Origin of the sequence: Sphingomonas sp. (genome assembly GCF_042091075.1) — a bacterium.
Classification (GTDB): Bacteria; Pseudomonadota; Alphaproteobacteria; order Sphingomonadales; family Sphingomonadaceae; genus Sphingomonas.
The window spans coordinates 1-15,131 of sequence record NZ_JBELIE010000075.1 but is presented as its reverse complement, the minus strand read 5'-3'; the positions used below and the strand labels follow the sequence as shown (position 1 = coordinate 15,131).

General features: G+C 65.7%; 15 protein-coding genes. 13 read left to right on the top strand and 2 right to left on the bottom strand.

The genetic code is table 11. The features are described 5' to 3' along the window. The 3 genes from ACFDSW_RS09305 to ACFDSW_RS09295 form a co-directional block, all read left to right on the top strand. A partial coding sequence (locus ACFDSW_RS09305; protein WP_375250009.1) for an efflux RND transporter permease subunit occupies positions 1-627 on the top strand: 627 nt, incomplete at its 5' end. Continuing rightward, on the top strand, positions 614-2,116 hold the full coding sequence (locus tag ACFDSW_RS09300) for an efflux transporter outer membrane subunit (protein ID WP_375250011.1): 1,503 nt from the start codon (positions 614-616) through the stop codon (positions 2,114-2,116). The genes ACFDSW_RS09305 and ACFDSW_RS09300, both read left to right, overlap by 14 nt. A gap of 63 nt (positions 2,117-2,179) precedes the next feature. Next, the gene (locus ACFDSW_RS09295) at positions 2,180-2,434 is read left to right on the top strand and encodes a hypothetical protein (RefSeq protein ID WP_375250008.1); all 255 of its coding nucleotides are present in this window, start codon (positions 2,180-2,182) and stop codon (positions 2,432-2,434) included. Positions 2,435-2,527: 93 nt separating this feature from the next. On the opposite strand, the gene ACFDSW_RS09290 is transcribed toward ACFDSW_RS09295, so the two are convergent. Further along, entirely contained in the window at positions 2,528-3,850 is a 1,323-nt protein-coding gene (locus tag ACFDSW_RS09290; protein ID WP_375250007.1) for an MFS transporter, read from the bottom strand. Positions 3,851-3,964: 114 nt separating this feature from the next. Here ACFDSW_RS09290 and cyoA point away from each other — a divergent pair, with 114 nt between their 5' ends. The 5 genes from cyoA to ACFDSW_RS09265 are packed head-to-tail and all read left to right on the top strand — an operon-like array spanning position 3,965 to position 8,909. Further along, positions 3,965-5,098: a ubiquinol oxidase subunit II gene (cyoA, locus tag ACFDSW_RS09285; protein WP_375250006.1), complete on the top strand. Its 1,134-nt coding sequence runs from the start codon at positions 3,965-3,967 to the stop codon at positions 5,096-5,098. Positions 5,099-5,102: 4 nt separating this feature from the next. Further along, a complete protein-coding gene (gene cyoB / locus ACFDSW_RS09280) occupies positions 5,103-7,106 on the top strand; it encodes a cytochrome o ubiquinol oxidase subunit I (RefSeq protein WP_375250005.1) in 2,004 nt (667 codons plus the stop codon). A gap of 6 nt (positions 7,107-7,112) precedes the next feature. Then, the gene (cyoC, locus tag ACFDSW_RS09275; protein ID WP_375250004.1) at positions 7,113-7,745 is read left to right on the top strand and encodes a cytochrome o ubiquinol oxidase subunit III; all 633 of its coding nucleotides are present in this window, start codon (positions 7,113-7,115) and stop codon (positions 7,743-7,745) included. Between the two features lie 14 nt (positions 7,746-7,759). Continuing rightward, positions 7,760-8,167 (top strand): cytochrome o ubiquinol oxidase subunit IV, encoded by a 408-nt coding sequence (gene cyoD / locus ACFDSW_RS09270; protein WP_375250010.1) that lies wholly within the window; start codon positions 7,760-7,762, stop codon positions 8,165-8,167. A 1-nt stretch (position 8,168) separates the two neighbouring features. After that, a complete protein-coding gene (locus ACFDSW_RS09265) occupies positions 8,169-8,909 on the top strand; it encodes an SURF1 family protein (RefSeq protein ID WP_375250003.1) in 741 nt (246 codons plus the stop codon). A 46-nt stretch (positions 8,910-8,955) separates the two neighbouring features. On the opposite strand, the gene pyk is transcribed toward ACFDSW_RS09265, so the two are convergent. Then, complete coding sequence (gene pyk / locus ACFDSW_RS09260) at positions 8,956-10,452, bottom strand: pyruvate kinase (RefSeq protein ID WP_375250002.1); 1,497 nt, start codon at positions 10,450-10,452, stop codon at positions 8,956-8,958. Between the two features lie 69 nt (positions 10,453-10,521). Here pyk and ACFDSW_RS09255 point away from each other — a divergent pair, with 69 nt between their 5' ends. The 5 genes from ACFDSW_RS09255 to ACFDSW_RS09235 form a co-directional block, all read left to right on the top strand. Continuing rightward, positions 10,522-10,812, top strand: a complete 291-nt coding sequence (locus ACFDSW_RS09255) for a DUF1244 domain-containing protein (RefSeq protein WP_375250001.1) — start codon at positions 10,522-10,524, stop codon at positions 10,810-10,812. 136 nt (positions 10,813-10,948) lie between these two features. After that, on the top strand, positions 10,949-12,280 hold the full coding sequence (locus ACFDSW_RS09250) for an amidohydrolase family protein (protein ID WP_375250000.1): 1,332 nt from the start codon (positions 10,949-10,951) through the stop codon (positions 12,278-12,280). A gap of 131 nt (positions 12,281-12,411) precedes the next feature. Further along, positions 12,412-12,678 carry a DUF2312 domain-containing protein gene (locus ACFDSW_RS09245; protein ID WP_184036625.1) on the top strand — a complete coding sequence of 89 codons (267 nt, stop codon included), beginning with the start codon at positions 12,412-12,414 and terminating at the stop codon, positions 12,676-12,678. A gap of 150 nt (positions 12,679-12,828) precedes the next feature. Then, complete coding sequence (locus tag ACFDSW_RS09240) at positions 12,829-13,341, top strand: PilZ domain-containing protein (protein ID WP_375249999.1); 513 nt, start codon at positions 12,829-12,831, stop codon at positions 13,339-13,341. A 184-nt stretch (positions 13,342-13,525) separates the two neighbouring features. Further along, a partial coding sequence (locus ACFDSW_RS09235; RefSeq protein ID WP_375249998.1) for a glycosyltransferase family 4 protein occupies positions 13,526-15,131 on the top strand: 1,606 nt, incomplete at its 3' end.

The following is a 15,131-nucleotide window of genomic DNA, read 5'->3' as shown; positions in this document are numbered from 1 at the left end:
TCGTATGAAGAGCAATTGTCCGGGGGGCAGGCGCCCGCGCTGTACGCGCTGTCGCTGCTGATCGTCTTCCTCTGCCTTGCCGCGCTGTACGAAAGCTGGTCGGTGCCGATCTCGGTGATCCTGGTGGTGCCGCTGGGCGTGCTCGGCGCGCTGCTGGCAGCATGGCTGACCGGGCTCAACAACGATATCTATCTGCAGGTCGGCCTGATCACGACGATCGGCGTGTCCGCGAAGAACGCGATCCTGATCGTCGAATTCGCCGAGGAACGTATCGCGGAAGGGAAAAGCGCGTTCGATGCCGCGGTGGAGGCGGCGCGACTTCGGCTTCGACCGATCCTGATGACCTCGCTCGCCTTCGTGTTCGGCGTGCTGCCGCTGGCGATATCGACCGGTGCAGGCGCAGGCGGGCAAAATGCGATCGGGCGTGCCGTCGTCGGCGGCATGCTGTCGGCGACCATCCTCGCGATCTTCCTGGTGCCAATGTTCTTCGTCGTGGTGCTGCGGCTGTTCGGCCAGGGCGGCAAGGCGGGATCGCACGGCCATGTGGAAAGCGGTGACGACGATCGGCCGCACGACGACCGGCGCAATCCGGATCGTGATGGACAACCGGCTCATGAAGGTGCCTGACGTGACCACCCGTAGTTCGCTCCTGACGCTGCTGGCGCTGTCGACCGCGCTCGCCGGCTGCAATCTCGCCCCGAAATACCAGCGCCCCGACGGCGCGGTGCCCGCTGCGCTGCCGCAGGGCGGCGCTTATCCGCGCGCCGCCACCGATGCGGCGGACGTCACGCAGATCGGATGGCGTGACTTCTTCACCGACCCGCGCCTGCGAGAGGTGATCGAAACGGCGCTGGTCAATAACCGTGATCTGCGGATCGCGGCGGGCAATGTGTTGCAGGCGCGGGCGCAGTATCGCGTGCAGCGGTCGCAACTGGTGCCGACGACGACGGTGTCGGGCTCCGGCACCTACACCAACAATCTGCTTGGCGCGAGCGGCGCCAGCGGCGCGGCGGCTGGTGGCGGCACCGCCGCCGGCGGCACGACGGGCACTGGCGCCGGAGTCGGCAGCAGTAGTTCGTCAAACGTCGAAATCTACTCGGTCAACGCCGGTTTCTCGGCGTTCGAGCTGGATCTGTTCGGCCGTGTGCGCAATCTGTCGCGCGCAGCGCTGGAAAGCTATTTCGCATCCGAGGAGGCGCAACGATCCGCGCGGATCAGCCTGATCGCCGAGACCGCGACGGCCTGGCTGACGCTGGCGTCGGATCAGGAACAGTTGCAGCTGGCGCGCGACACGCTCGACACGTTCGCGGAAACGCTGCGGCTGACGCAGGCGCAATTCCGCATCGGCGTCGCGTCGGAGCTGGAGGCGCGGCAAGCGGAAACCAATTATCAGTCGGCGCGCAACGATATCGCCACGCTGACCACGCAGGTGGCGCGCGATCAGAACGCGCTCAACCTGCTGGTCGGCACGACGGTGCCCGCCAATCAATTGCCGACGGCGCTGGGCAGCGGCGCGGTCACGCGCGATGCCTTGCCGGGGGACCTTTCCTCGGCGGTGTTGTTGCGGCGTCCCGATGTTCTGCAGGCCGAGCATCAGCTGATCGCCCAGAATGCCAATATCGGCGCCGCGCGCGCCGCATTCTTCCCCACCATTTCGTTGACCGGTACGGTGGGGACGATCTCGACCGCGCTCAGCGGGCTGTTCGGGGGCGGTAGCTTTACCTACACCGGCAGCCCGTCGGTCAGCCTGCCGCTATTCGACGGCGGGCAGCGCGCGGGCAATCTGCAATATGCGCGCGCGTCGCAGCAAGTGGCGGTGTCGACCTACGAAAAGACGATCCAGACCGCATTCCGCGAAGTGGCGGATGCGCTTGCGCAGCGCGGCACGATCGCGGAGCAGGTCGCGGCGCAGGACGCCCGCGCGAATGCGGCGCAGGTCGCGGCGCGGCTGTCGGACGCGCGCTATCGCGCCGGCGTGGACTCGTTCCTGGTGTCGCTCGATGCGCAACGTACCGCTTATTCGGCACGGCAGCAGCTCGTCACGACACGCCTCACCCGCGCGACCAATCTGGTAGAGCTGTACCGCTCGCTGGGCGGGGGCTTGGCGCAGGAATGAATTGAGCCTTGCGATAGGGATCGAAAGGCGTACTCTTCCGTCGATAAGATGAGGAGAGAGCCGATGATGCCACAAGAGCGCAACGGCGACGAGGCACTGGTGATCCTGCAGTCATTGCTTTGCATGATGCGGGAAAAGAACCTGCTGTCGCGCGCCGACATAGAGGAATTGTGCGACCGGGTTGCGATGCGAGCAGCCCAGGCCGAGCGGGATCCGATCCCGTGTTGCAGCACGGCGGCGGCCGCCGCGGCGGGCGAGATGGCGAAGATCGGCGAATATATCGGCAAGCATTACGGCGGGAAGCATCGCCGGATGTGAACGGTGCGGGCGGAGATGGCCGTGCGCCATCCCCGCTGACATCAATCGAATCGCGCGAACATCGCCGCCGGCAGACGACGATGATCGATTCGGTCAGTCCAGCCTGCGCGCCAGTTCGACGTTGAGCCCCAGCGCCACGAGCGTGCCGAGCGCCCCCGACAGCAGGTAGCCGCCCGCCGCGACCAGGCCGAAGGTCTGGGTGAGCGCCAGCGCCGCGAGCGGGGCAAAGCCGGCCCCGAACAGCCACGCGAGATCCGAGGTGAGGGCGGCGCCGGTATAGCGGGCGCGTTTCGGGAAATTGTTGGTCACCGCGCCCGACGACTGGCCGAACGACAGGCCGAGCAGGATGAACCCCATCACCATGAACAGCACTTCACCGGCGCTACCTGCGCCGAGCAGCTGCGGTGCGAAGCCGCTGAAAGCCGCGATTCCGGCGGCGGTATAGCCCAGCACGCTGCGGCGGCCGATTCGATCCGCCAGCACGCCCGACAGCACGATCGCGCCGACGCCCACCATGCCGCCCAGCATTTCGATCGCGAGGAAGCGCGCGATGCTTTCCCGCGTATAGAGTGCCACCCATGACAGCGGGAACACCGTCACCATGTGGAACAGCGCGAAGCTGGCGAGTGGTGCGAAGGCGCCGATCACGATGTTGCGCCATTGCGCCTTCACCGTGACGGTGACTCGCGACGCGGTCAGTTCACGCGACTTGAATAATTCGGTATATTCCGGGGTGACGACGATGCGCAGCCGCGCGAACAGCGCGACCACATTCAACGCGAAGGCGACGAAGAACGGATAGCGCCAGCCCCACGACAGGAAATCCTCCGGTGGCAGCACCGATACGAAGAAGGCGAACAGCCCGCTCGCCACGATCAATCCCATCGGTGCGCCAAGCTGCGGCACCATCGCCCACCAGCCGCGATGCTTTTCGGGCGCGTTCAGCGCCAGCAGCGAGGGGAGGCCGTCCCACGCGCCGCCCAATGCGATGCCCTGCCCGATGCGGAACAACGCCAGCAGGATCGCCGAGGTGCCGCCAATCGTCGCATAGCCGGGCAGGAACGATACCAGCACCGTCGATGTGCCCAGCAGGAACAACGCCAGCGTCAGTTTCGTGCCGCGCCCGTAACGACGATCGAGCGCCATGAAAATTTGTGTGCCGATCGGCCGCGCGATGAACGCGAGCGGGAACAGGGCGAAGGACCACAGGGTTGCAGTGATACGGTCCAGGTACGGAAATATGAGCGTCGGAAACACGAGCACCGACGCGATCGCGTAAACGAAGAAGTCGAAGAATTCCGACGTCCGCCCGATGATGACGCCGATCGCGATCTCGCTGGGCCGGACCTGATGCTCGGGATGCGAATGCAGGGCGCGGGCATCCTGCTCAAGCTGGGAGGACGTGGCGGTGGTCATCACTGGGTTCCGATCGGACGTCATTCGGGCGGGTCCTACCCTAACGCACGATGCGATGGGATGGGACAAAATGTCCTATTCCGCTGCACTGCAACAAGCACTAGCTGCCCGCCCATGATCCGCCGAACCTTCCTCCGCATCGCGCGAGTCCGATCGCGCCTGTCGGCCATCGCGCCGCTCGCCGGGCTGCTGGCGCTGGGCGGGTGCCAAACCGTGGTGATGAATCCGGCGGGCGATGTCGCCGTCCAGCAAGCGGACCTGATCCTGTGGTCGACGGTGCTGATGCTGCTCATCATCGTGCCGGTGATGGCGCTGACGGTGCTGTTCGCCTGGCGGTATCGCGCGGGCAATGAAGAGGCGGATTATGCGCCCGACTGGGATCACTCGACCCAGCTGGAACTGGTGATCTGGGCGGCGCCGCTGCTGATCATCATCGCGCTGGGGGCGCTCACCTGGGTCGGCACCCATCTGCTCGATCCCTATCGTCCGCTCAGTCGCGTCGCGCCGGGCAAGCCGGTCACCGCGAACGTCCGTCCGCTCGATGTCGAGGTGGTGTCGCTCGACTGGAAATGGCTGTTCATCTATCCCGAGCAGGGCGTTGCCACGGTTAACGAGCTGGTCGTTCCGGTCGATCGCCCGGTGCGCTTCCGCATGACGTCGTCCAGCGTGATGAACACGCTGTGGGTGCCGGCGATGGCGGGCATGATCTACACCATGCCGGGCATGGAAACGACGCTGCACGGCGTCCTCAACAAGGTCGGACGGTTCGAGGGGCGCTCGGCCAATTACAGCGGCGCTGGCTTCTCGAACATGTCGTTCTGGACGTATTCGGTGACCCCGGCGCGTTTCGATCAGTGGGTGGCGGGGGTGAAGCGACAGCCGCGCCGGCTGGACGCCGCGCTCTATCGCCGGCTTGAGCAGCCCAGCGAGAAGGTGCGGCCGATCGGCTTCGGCAGTGTCGATCCGGCGTTGTTCCAGCGGATCGTGGCGATGTGCGTCAAGCCGGGCACGTCATGCATGCAGGGCATGTCGCACGGCGGACCGGCGGTGAACGACCGCGCCCCGCGCGCGGGCGAGGCGGAGGGGGCGTTGACGCGCGACCCCTCCGAAAAGGGCGAGAGCCCGCATCTCAGCGCGCCGCACGGCGCCGCACAGGGGCAGGGGGACCCCGGCGACGGCACCAACCGCAACATGACCATGAACGTTCTTCCCGCGCCACTTGGCGCCGACGCCCGCAAGCGGGCCTGAGGGCATGATGTCGAACGACCTCATCAAGACGATCTTCGGGCGGCTGACGCTCGACAGTTTCCCCATCCACGAGCCGATCCTGGTCGGCACCTTCGCGGTGGTCGCGCTGGGCGGACTGACGCTGTTGGGCGCGCTGACCTATTTCAAGCTGTGGGGCTATCTCTGGAAAGAGTGGTTCACCAGTGTCGATCACAAGAAGATCGGCATCATGTATATCGTGCTGGCGCTGGTCATGCTGCTGCGCGGCTTCGCCGATGCGATCATGATGCGCCTGCAACAGGCGCTGGCGTTCAACGGCAGCGAGGGTTACCTCAACGCGCACCATTATGATCAGGTGTTCACGGCGCACGGGGTCATCATGATCTTCTTCGTCGCGATGCCGTTCGTCACCGGGTTGATGAACTATGTCGTGCCGCTGCAGATCGGTGCGCGTGACGTCAGCTTTCCATTCCTTAACAATTTCAGCTTCTGGATGACGGTCGCCGGCGCGCTGACGGTGATGGCGAGTCTGTTCGTCGGCGAGTTCGCGCGCACCGGCTGGCTGGCGATGGCGCCGCTGTCCGGACTGGATTACTCCCCCGACGTCGGTGTCGATTATTATATCTGGGCCTTGCAGATCGCGGGCGTCGGCACCCTGTTATCCGGCGTCAACCTGATCGCGACGATCGTGAAGATGCGCGCACCTGGCATGTCGTTGATGAAGCTGCCGATCTTCACCTGGTCGGCGTTGGTTACCAACGTGCTGATCGTCGCCGCCTTCCCGGTGCTGACCGCGGTATTGGCGATGCTCAGCCTCGATCGCTACGTCGGCACCAATTTCTTCACGAACACCGGCGGGGGAAACCCGATGATGTACGTGAACATGATCTGGATCTGGGGCCACCCGGAAGTGTACATCCTGATCCTGCCGGCGTTCGGTGTGTTTTCCGAAGTCGTCTCGACCTTCTCGGGTAAGCGGCTGTTCGGCTATACCTCTATGGTCTACGCGCTGATCGTTATCTGCATTCTGTCCTATCTGGTGTGGCTGCACCATTTCTTCACGATGGGATCAGGTGCCAGCGTCAACAGCTTCTTCGGCATCACGACGATGATCATCTCGATCCCGACAGGCGCGAAGATCTTCAACTGGCTGTTCACGATGTATCGCGGCCGGATCCGCTATGAATTGCCGATGATGTGGTCGGTCGCGTTCATGCTGACGTTCGTGATCGGGGGCATGACCGGGGTGATGCTGGCGGTGCCGCCGGCGGACTTCCAGTTCCACAACTCCCTGTTCCTGGTCGCGCATTTTCATAACGTCATCATCGGCGGCGTGCTGTTCGGGATGTTCGCGGGCGTCAATTACTGGTGGCCGAAGGCATTCGGGTTCAAGCTCGACAGGAAGTGGGGCGTCGTCAGCTTCTGGTGCTGGGTGGTCGGCTTCTGGGTCGCGTTCACGCCGCTCTACGTGCTCGGCTTCATGGGCGTGACACGGCGCATGCGGGTGTTCGAGGATCCGTCGCTGCGCATCTGGTTCGTGATTGCCGGGATCGGTGCGGCGATCATCGCCGCCGGGATCGGCGCGATGCTGATGCAATTCTACGTCAGCATTCGCGATCGCGAGAAGCTGCGCGACATCACCGGCGACCCCTGGAACGGACGCACGCTGGAATGGGCGACCTCGTCGCCGCCGCCGGCCTATAATTTCGCCTTCACGCCGGTCATTCACGACCTCGACGCCTGGTATGACATGAAGTCGCACAAGGTGGCCCGCCCCACCGATGGCTTCCGTGCGATCCACATGCCCAAGAATACCTGGGCGGGAGTCGTTCTGGCGGGGTTGTCGATGGTCTGCGGACTGGCGATGATCTGGTACATCTGGTGGCTGGCGGCGCTGTCGTTCCTCGCGCTGCTGGCGACCGCGATCATCCACACGTTCAACTACGACCGCGACTTCCACATCCCGGTCGAGGACGTGATCGCGTCCGAGGATGCCCGCACGCGCGCGCTACAGACGGCCGGGGTGTAAGACGAGATGGCAAGCATGACGCACACCCCGTCCGGTGCCGAGGCTCCGGTTTATTACGACCTCGACGAACATCCGCATCCGCCGGGCGGCAGCACGATGCTGGGCTTCTGGCTCTATCTGATGAGCGACTGCCTGATCTTCGCGATGCTGTTCGCCGCTTATGGCGTCTATGGCGGCAGTTTCGCGGGCGGGCCGGGGCCGCGCGAGCTGTTCGAGCTGCCGCTGGTGGCGGTAAACACGACGATGCTGCTGCTGTCATCGATCACCTATGGCTTCGCGATGATCGCGACCGACGAGAAGCGGCAGTCGGCGGTGCTCGGCTGGCTGGGGGTGACCGCGCTGTTCGGTCTCGCGTTCCTGTCGATCGAGCTGTACGAATTCAGCAATCTGATCCACGAGGGCGCGGGGCCGCAACGGTCCGCGTTCCTCTCCGCCTTCTTCACGCTGGTGGGCACGCACGGGCTGCACGTCACCTTCGGCTTGATCTGGCTGGCGGTTCTGGTCGTCCAGGTGAAGCGGCGCGGGCTGATCTCCGACAATGTGCGCCGGCTGCAATGCCTGTCGATGTTCTGGCACTTCCTCGACGTCGTGTGGATCGGCGTCTTCACCTTCGTCTATCTGCTGGGAGTGCTGCGGTGAGCGCGCATCAGGATATGCAGGATCGGGCCGTGCACGGCCATGGCGACGGGCACGGTCATGCGGACGGGCACGACGATCATGGTGGTGCGGCGCATGGCTCCCGCAAGGGCTATTGGACCGGATTCATCCTGTCGGTGCTGCTCACCGCGCCCGCCTTCGCGTTGGTGATGACCGGCGCGATCGGCGACACCCGGATCACCGCGCTGGTCGTCACCGCGCTGGCCGCGGTGCAGATCGTCGTCCACATGGTCTATTTTCTCCATATGAACAGCAAGTCGGAAAGCGGCTGGACGCTGATGGCGCTGATCTTCACCGTCATCATCGTGGTGATCGCGATTTCGGGTTCGCTGTGGGTCATGTACAATATGAACGCCAACATGATGCCGAACATGGCGATGGAAATGAGCGGCGGCGGCATGTGACGTGACCGCCGCCCGCCGGCCGTACCGCCATTGGCCCGTCGCGCTCGCGCTGCTGGCGGCGGCGTTGCTCGCGGGGTTGGGGGTGTGGCAGGTCGAGCGGCGCGCATGGAAGGTCGCGTTGATCGCGCGGGTCGACGCGCGGCTGGCCGCGGCCCCGCAGGCGCCACCCCCGCCCGTGCGCTGGCGGGCGATCGGCCCGGACGATGCCTATCGCCGGCTGCGGGCGAGTGGAACATGGTTGCCGGTTGCGCCGGCCTATACGCAGGCCGTCACCGATCTGGGGCCGGGCTGGTGGGTGCTCAGTCCGCTGCGCACCGCGCAGGGGGTCATTCTCATCAATCGCGGTTTCGTGCCCCAGTCGCGGCGTGGCACGCTGCCCGTGCCCGCCGGCGCCGCGACCGTGACCGGCCTGCTGCGGATCAGCGAGCCGGAGGGTGGTTTTCTGCGCAGCAATCGGCCGGCGGAGGATCGCTGGTACTCACGCGACACGGCCGCGATCGCGCGGGCACGCGGGCTGGGGCGCGTCGCCCCTTATTTTATCGACGCGGACGCCGCCTCCTCGCCCGACTGGCCACGCGGTGGCCTGACGGTGGTGCGCTTCCGCAACGCACATCTCACCTATGCGCTGACGTGGTTCACGCTGGCGGGAATGATGCTGTTCCTCGCGTGGCGGCTGGCGCGGCCACCGGCGCCGGCGTCGGGCCGCGAAGCCGAGCCGGGCGGCGGGGCGGACGGCCGGTAATCACCCGCAGCCTGGCCACCCGCCGCGCCCGGGATCCGGGCGGCGTCTAGCTTCCCGGCCCCTTGTACACCTTCAGCTCGTCGCCGATGATGCGCACGACATGCAGCACGTTGGTGGAGCCCGGCGTGCGGAACGGCACACCGGCCATCACCACCACGCTATCACCCGCCTTGGCGATGCCCTGCCGCAAGGCGATCCGCTTCGCCTTGGCGACCATCTCCTCGAACGATTCCACATCGCGCGTGGTGACGTTGTGCGTGCCCCACAGCAGCCCCAGGCGACGCGCGGTGTCGCGATTCGGGGTGAGGACGAGGATCGGCACGGACGGCCGCTCACGCGCGACCCGCCGGGCGGTCGATCCCGACGAGGTGAAGCAGATGATCGCCGAAGCGGAGACGGTGTCGGCGATGTTCTTGGCCGCTTCGGCCAGCGCGTCGGCGGTGGTCGGATCGGGGCGCGTGACGGTGAAATGGATGCGATCGCCGTGCATCGGGTCACGTTCCACTGCGTCGCCGATCGCGTTCATCATCGCGACCGACTCGACCGGCCAGTCACCAGCGGCGCTTTCCGCCGACAGCATGATCGCGTCCGCCCCGTCATAGATGGCGGTCGCGACGTCGGACACTTCGGCGCGTGTCGGCGAGGGGGACTTGATCATCGATTCGAGCATCTGCGTCGCGACGACCACCGGGCGCCCCATCTTGCGCGCGGTTTCGACGATCCGCTTCTGCAACGGCGGCACCGATTGCGGCGGCAGTTCGACGCCCAGATCGCCGCGTGCTACCATCACGCCGTCGCACAGCTCGACGATTTCCTCCAGCCGCTCGATCGCGGCGGGCTTTTCAATCTTGGCGAGCAGCGCCGCTTCGCCCTGAATCAGGCGGCGCGCTTCGGCCAGATCCTCCGGACGCTGAACGAACGACAGCGCGATCCAGTCGACGCCCTGTTCGATCGCGAAGGCCAGGTCGGAGCGGTCCTTGTCGGTCAGCGCCGCCATCGGGACGACCACGTCGGGGACGTTCAGCCCCTTGTTGTCGCTCAACGCGCCGCCGACCTCAACGGTGGTGACGATCCGGTCGCTGCCATGATCGGTGACGCGCAGCACCAGCTTGCCATCGTCCAGCAGCAAGCGGGCACCCGGTTCGATCGCGGCGAAGATCTCGCGATGCGGCAGCCGCACGCGCGTCGCGTCGCCGGGCGCCTCATCATGGTCGAGCGTGAAGGTGCTGCCGGTTTCCAGCATCACCCGGCCGCCCGCGAACTTCCCGACGCGCAGCTTCGGCCCCTGCAGATCGGCAAGGATCGTGGTCGGGCGGTTGAAGCGTGTCTCCAGACCGCGGATCGCCTTGATGACGGCGACTTTCGACGCCTGATCGCCATGGCTCATGTTGATGCGGAACGCGTCCGCGCCGGCCTGGAACAGCGTGGCGATCATCTCCGGGGTGCTGCTGGCCGGACCCAGCGTGGCAAGCACGCGCACCTTGCGCGAGCGGGGGAGGACGGTGTCGGCGACGATCGTCGGATGGGTGAGCGAGCTGGTCATGCGGCTTCCTGCTTTGCCGCGCCGGCCTTAGCGGTTAACGCCCAAGGATCAACCTTTAGGAGACGTGTGATGGACCCCCTCGATCGGGTTGACGATGCCGCGGCTGCCGCTGCCTTCCGGCGCCTGGTGCGTCATCTGCGCCACCGCACCGACGCGCAGAACGTTGATTTAATGGGACTTGCTGGCTTCTGTCGGAACTGCCTGTCGGACTGGATCGGGGAGGCGGCGGGGCTGGACAAGCCCGCCGCGCGCGAGGCGATTTATGGCATGCCCTATGAGGCGTGGAAGGATCGCCATCAGCAGGAGGCCAGCCCCGAGCAGCTCGCGCGCATGGCGGAGAGCGTCAAGCGCAACGCCTGACGCGCGGGCCCGTGTCGTCCGTCCGCTGCGCGCGGTCGCGACGAAAGCGCTAGGCAAGCGGCGTCACATCGCGGACATGGGGAATGCGAACCGACAAAAATGCGGTCGCGGAACTCGACAGGGAGAACAGGGGAAGATGTTGAAAACGCTCACCGCCATCATGGCGCTCGGACTGGCGGCGCCGCTGGCAGCGCAACAGGCGGCGCCGGCCGCCGCACCCGCCGCCGCGCCCGCCATCACCTATATCCATGCCGGCGCATTGCTTGACCGGCCCGGTCAGCCGGCGCGCGGCAACAGCACGATCGTGGTGCGTGACGGCACGGTGGCGGAGGTGCGCGACGGGTTCGTCGCGCCGCCGGCGGGGGCGACGCTGATCGATCTGAGCCGTCGCTTCGTCATGCCGGGGATGATCGACATGCACGTGCATCTGTGGGGAATCGGCGGCGACCCGCTGCGGGAGCGGCTGACCCGGCTCAACACCGACGAGGCTGACGATATGATGACGAGCGTCGCCAATGCGCGGAAAACGCTGGCGGCGGGCTTCACCACGGTGCGCGATCTGGGAGGCAACCCGCGCGGGATCCGCGCCCTGCGCGACGCGATCGAGCGCGGCGACGTCGACGGGCCGAGCATCGTCAACGCGGGCAGCATGATCTCGGTCACCGGCGGGCACGGTGATTCGACCAACGGGCTGGCCGAGGAATGGGCGGAGGCGGCGCATGCGCATCAGGTCAACGTCTGCGACGGCCCCGACGATTGCCGTCGCGCGGTGCGCCAGCAGGTGGCGCTGGGCGCGCAGGTGATCAAGTTCGCGGCCACCGGCGGCGTGTTGTCGAACGTCAGCGGCGGGCTTGGTCGTGCGATGACCCCGGAGGAGATGCGCGCGATCGTGGAAACCGCGCACGCGCTGGGGCGGAAGGCGACCGCGCACAGCCATGCGGCGGAGGGCACCAAGGCGGCGCTGGAGGCGGGGTGCGACTCGATCGAACATGCCAGCTATCTGGACGACGAGACGATCCGGCTGTTCAAGGCCAAGGGCGCGTATCTGGTGCCGACCGAGATCGCCCCGGTGGCGGCGCTGGCGCAGGCGCGATCGGGCGCGCTGCCGCCAGCGACGATTCCGAAGGCGGAGGCCGCTGCGGCGGCGATGCACGCCAATCACAAAAAGGCCTGGGCGGCGGGGGTGAAGTTCGCTTTCGGCACCGACACCGGGGTGTCGAAGCATGGCGATAACGCCACCGAATTCCCCTATCTGCTCGATCTGGGGATGACGCCGATGCAGGCGATCCGCAGTGCCACGGTCGATGCCGCGGACCTGTTGGGACGCGACGATATCGGCGCGCTGGTTCCCGGCAAACGCGCCGACATCATCGCGGTCACGGGCTCACCGCTGGAGGATGTGCGCCGCCTGGAGCGAGTCGATTTCGTGATGCACAAGGGAGTGGTGGCGAAACAGCCCGCCGCGTGAGGCTTGAGCGCGGCGGCGTCGGGGGATAGACGCGCCGCCGGACATCATTGTCGAGCTTTCATGACGTCACCCGCCGCCGGGGCCGATACGCTCCGGCGGCGGGTGACGTCGTCCATTCTGGGGAAAATATCATGGCGGAAGAACGTGGCGAAGGCATGGGCGGCGGATCGGTCGCGGCGGATGAACTGCGGCTGCTGATCGAGCGGGCCGAGCGCCTCGAGGAAGAGAAGAAGGGGATCGCGGACGATATCAAGGACGTGATGGCCGAGGCGAAAAGCCGCGGCTATGACGCGAAGGCGATCCGCAAGATCCTCCAGATCCGCAAGAAGAAGCGCGAGGAATATCAGGAGGAGCAGTCGATCCTCGAGGTATATATGCAGGCGCTGGGCATGATCTGATCCCGTGTGCGCCGTCGATCGACGACCGACGGCCACAAAAAATCCGCTCGTGCGACGAAATTTCCGTTTCTTAACCGCATCTTCGTGAACGCTCGTCCAAATCGGGTGATTACGGAGAGGTGCTGGACGGTCGTGCTTGCGAAGATGCCGATGGGGTTCAAGCCCCGGGAGGAACGGATCACCGTGCTGATCCCCTCGCGCATGCGCGTGGGGGCGGCGTGGATGGACGTGATCATCCACAATGTGTCGTCGCGCGGGTTGATGGCCGGGTGCGATTCGCCGCCCGTGCCGGGCAATTATATCGAGGTCCGGCGCGGGACGATCGTGATCGTCGGCCGCGTGATGTGGAGCAAGGGGCGTTTCTTCGGTGTCCGCACGCAGGACCGGCTGACCGTGTCGACGTTGGTCAGCGAACCGCGGCTCGCGCAGCGCCCCAAGCAGGATAGCGATCGGCAGGTCGCCGAACGACGTGCCGACGTGCGCCTCGTCCACGAAGCGCAGATGGCGCGCCGGCTTGAGCGGTCGCGCGCCTTCGCCTCGATCTTCCAGTTCGTGATCATCGCGCTGGCGGTGGTGGCGGTCGCCTTTCTCGGTGCGAGTACCCTCTATGGCGTGCTGAGCGCGCCCGCCCATACGCTCAACAGGGCGCTGGCCGGCCAGTAAGCGCTCGCGTGCGCCGGGGCATGACCGGGCGAGACCGATTCGTGCGCCACGCCGGCTTGATCTCGATCAGGCGGTTCGTCGGCGCCGCACTGCAACATCACTGCAACCAACCGCTGCATCGAGGGTTCAGTAACGGATGCGCGTCCTGTATCGGGATACGTGCTGCACTAGCGAAGGCAATAGGATGAAGCAGTCGGCCGTTCTGCAAAGCGCCAGGCACATCGCGCTGATCGGTAATTTCCTGCCGCGAAAGTGCGGTATCGCGACCTTCACGACCGACACATATGCCGCGCTGCGCGCCCGGTTCCCCGATTGCCGCGTCGATGTCTATGCGATGGACGACCACCCCGGCCGCTACGATTATCCCGAGGCGGTGACGGGAACGATCCCGCAGGACGATCGCGTCGCCTATCTGGCGACGGCGCGCGATATCCAGGCGAGCGGCGCGCAGGCGCTGTGGTTGCAGCATGAATATGGCATCTTCGGTGGTGATGCGGGTGCGCACATCCTGGCGCTGCTCGATCGCGTGACGATCCCGCTGGTGGTGACGTTGCATACCGTGCTGGAAAAGCCGAGCACCGCCGAGCGGCAGGTGCTCGAAGGGCTGCTGCGGCGCGCGTCGAAGATTATCGTGATGGCGGATCGCGGTCGTGATATCCTCGAACGGGTATTCGGCGTCAGCCCGAAGATGATCGCGGTGATCCCGCATGGTGTGCCCGATCGTCCGTTTGCCGCACCCGATGCCTTCAAGGATCGGTTCGGCTGGGCCGGCAAGCGCGTCATCCTGACCTTCGGTCTGCTCGCGCCCGGCAAGGGCATCGAGACGATCATCGAGGCGATGCCCGCGGTGGTGGAGCGGCATCCGGACGCGACCTATGTCGTGTTGGGCGCGACGCACCCCAATCTCGTCGCCCACGAAGGGGAGCGTTATCGTGATTCGCTGAAGGCGCAGGCGGCTGCGCTGGGCGTCGGCGGCAACGTCGAATTCATCGATGCGTTCGTCGATCATGACGATCTGATCGACTATCTCCAGGCGGCGGATATCTATGCGACGCCGTATCTGAACCCGGCGCAGATCACGAGCGGCACGCTCAGCTACGCGGTCGGTGTCGGCAAGGCGGTGGTATCCACCCCTTATGTTCACGCGACCGAGATCCTGGCCGATGGTCACGGTGTGCTGGTCGATTTCCGCGATGCGGCGGCGTTTGCACGAGAGATCGGGGATTTGCTCGGCAGTACCCGCAACAGCCAGCGTCTGTCGGAGCGTGCCTATGCACGTGGCCGTACGATGATCTGGCCGCGCGTGGTGGAGAAAGCGATGGATGAGATCACCACGGCGATCGTGACGCAGCCGACCCGGCTGGGCAATGGCGGCTCCGCGCAAACAAAGGTGTTGCCTCCTGACATCTCCGCCGTCGAGCGGATGAGCGACATGACCGGCATGCTGCAGCATTCGATCTTTTCGGTGCCCGACCGCCGTCACGGCTATTGCATCGATGACAATGCGCGCGCGCTGATGCTGATGAGCGCGGTCGACGATATCGATCCGGCGACGCGTGACAAATGGCTGACCGTCTATGCCTCGTTCATTCAATATGCCTGGAATCCGGAGCAGCGACGTTTCCGCAACTTCATGAATTTCGACCGGACTTGGTGTGAAGATGTCGGATCGGAAGATTCGAACGGCCGCACGATCTGGGCATTGGGTGTGACGGCGCGGGACGCTCGCGATACCAAGCATCGGGATTGGGCGAACGCGATGTTCGATTCGACCGCCAGCCTGGCGCTCG

Excerpts from the sequence above, each read along its gene's own strand:
- ACFDSW_RS09300 (WP_375250011.1), top strand. The coding sequence starts at position 614 with ATGAAGGTGCCTGACGTGACCACCCGTAGTTCGCTCCTGACGCTGCTG.
- ACFDSW_RS09295 (WP_375250008.1), top strand. The coding sequence starts at position 2,180 with ATGATGCCACAAGAGCGCAACGGCGACGAGGCACTGGTGATCCTGCAG.
- ACFDSW_RS09250 (WP_375250000.1), top strand. The coding sequence starts at position 10,949 with ATGTTGAAAACGCTCACCGCCATCATGGCGCTCGGACTGGCGGCGCCG.
- ACFDSW_RS09290 (WP_375250007.1), bottom strand. The coding sequence starts at position 3,850 with ATGACCACCGCCACGTCCTCCCAGCTTGAGCAGGATGCCCGCGCCCTG.
- cyoD (WP_375250010.1), top strand. The coding sequence starts at position 7,760 with ATGCAGGATCGGGCCGTGCACGGCCATGGCGACGGGCACGGTCATGCG.
- ACFDSW_RS09240 (WP_375249999.1), top strand. The coding sequence starts at position 12,829 with ATGGGGTTCAAGCCCCGGGAGGAACGGATCACCGTGCTGATCCCCTCG.
- ACFDSW_RS09255 (WP_375250001.1), top strand. The coding sequence starts at position 10,522 with ATGGACCCCCTCGATCGGGTTGACGATGCCGCGGCTGCCGCTGCCTTC.
- cyoB (WP_375250005.1), top strand. The coding sequence starts at position 5,103 with ATGATGTCGAACGACCTCATCAAGACGATCTTCGGGCGGCTGACGCTC.
- ACFDSW_RS09245 (WP_184036625.1), top strand. The coding sequence starts at position 12,412 with ATGGCGGAAGAACGTGGCGAAGGCATGGGCGGCGGATCGGTCGCGGCG.
- cyoA (WP_375250006.1), top strand. The coding sequence starts at position 3,965 with ATGATCCGCCGAACCTTCCTCCGCATCGCGCGAGTCCGATCGCGCCTG.
- pyk (WP_375250002.1), bottom strand. The coding sequence starts at position 10,452 with ATGACCAGCTCGCTCACCCATCCGACGATCGTCGCCGACACCGTCCTC.
- cyoC (WP_375250004.1), top strand. The coding sequence starts at position 7,113 with ATGGCAAGCATGACGCACACCCCGTCCGGTGCCGAGGCTCCGGTTTAT.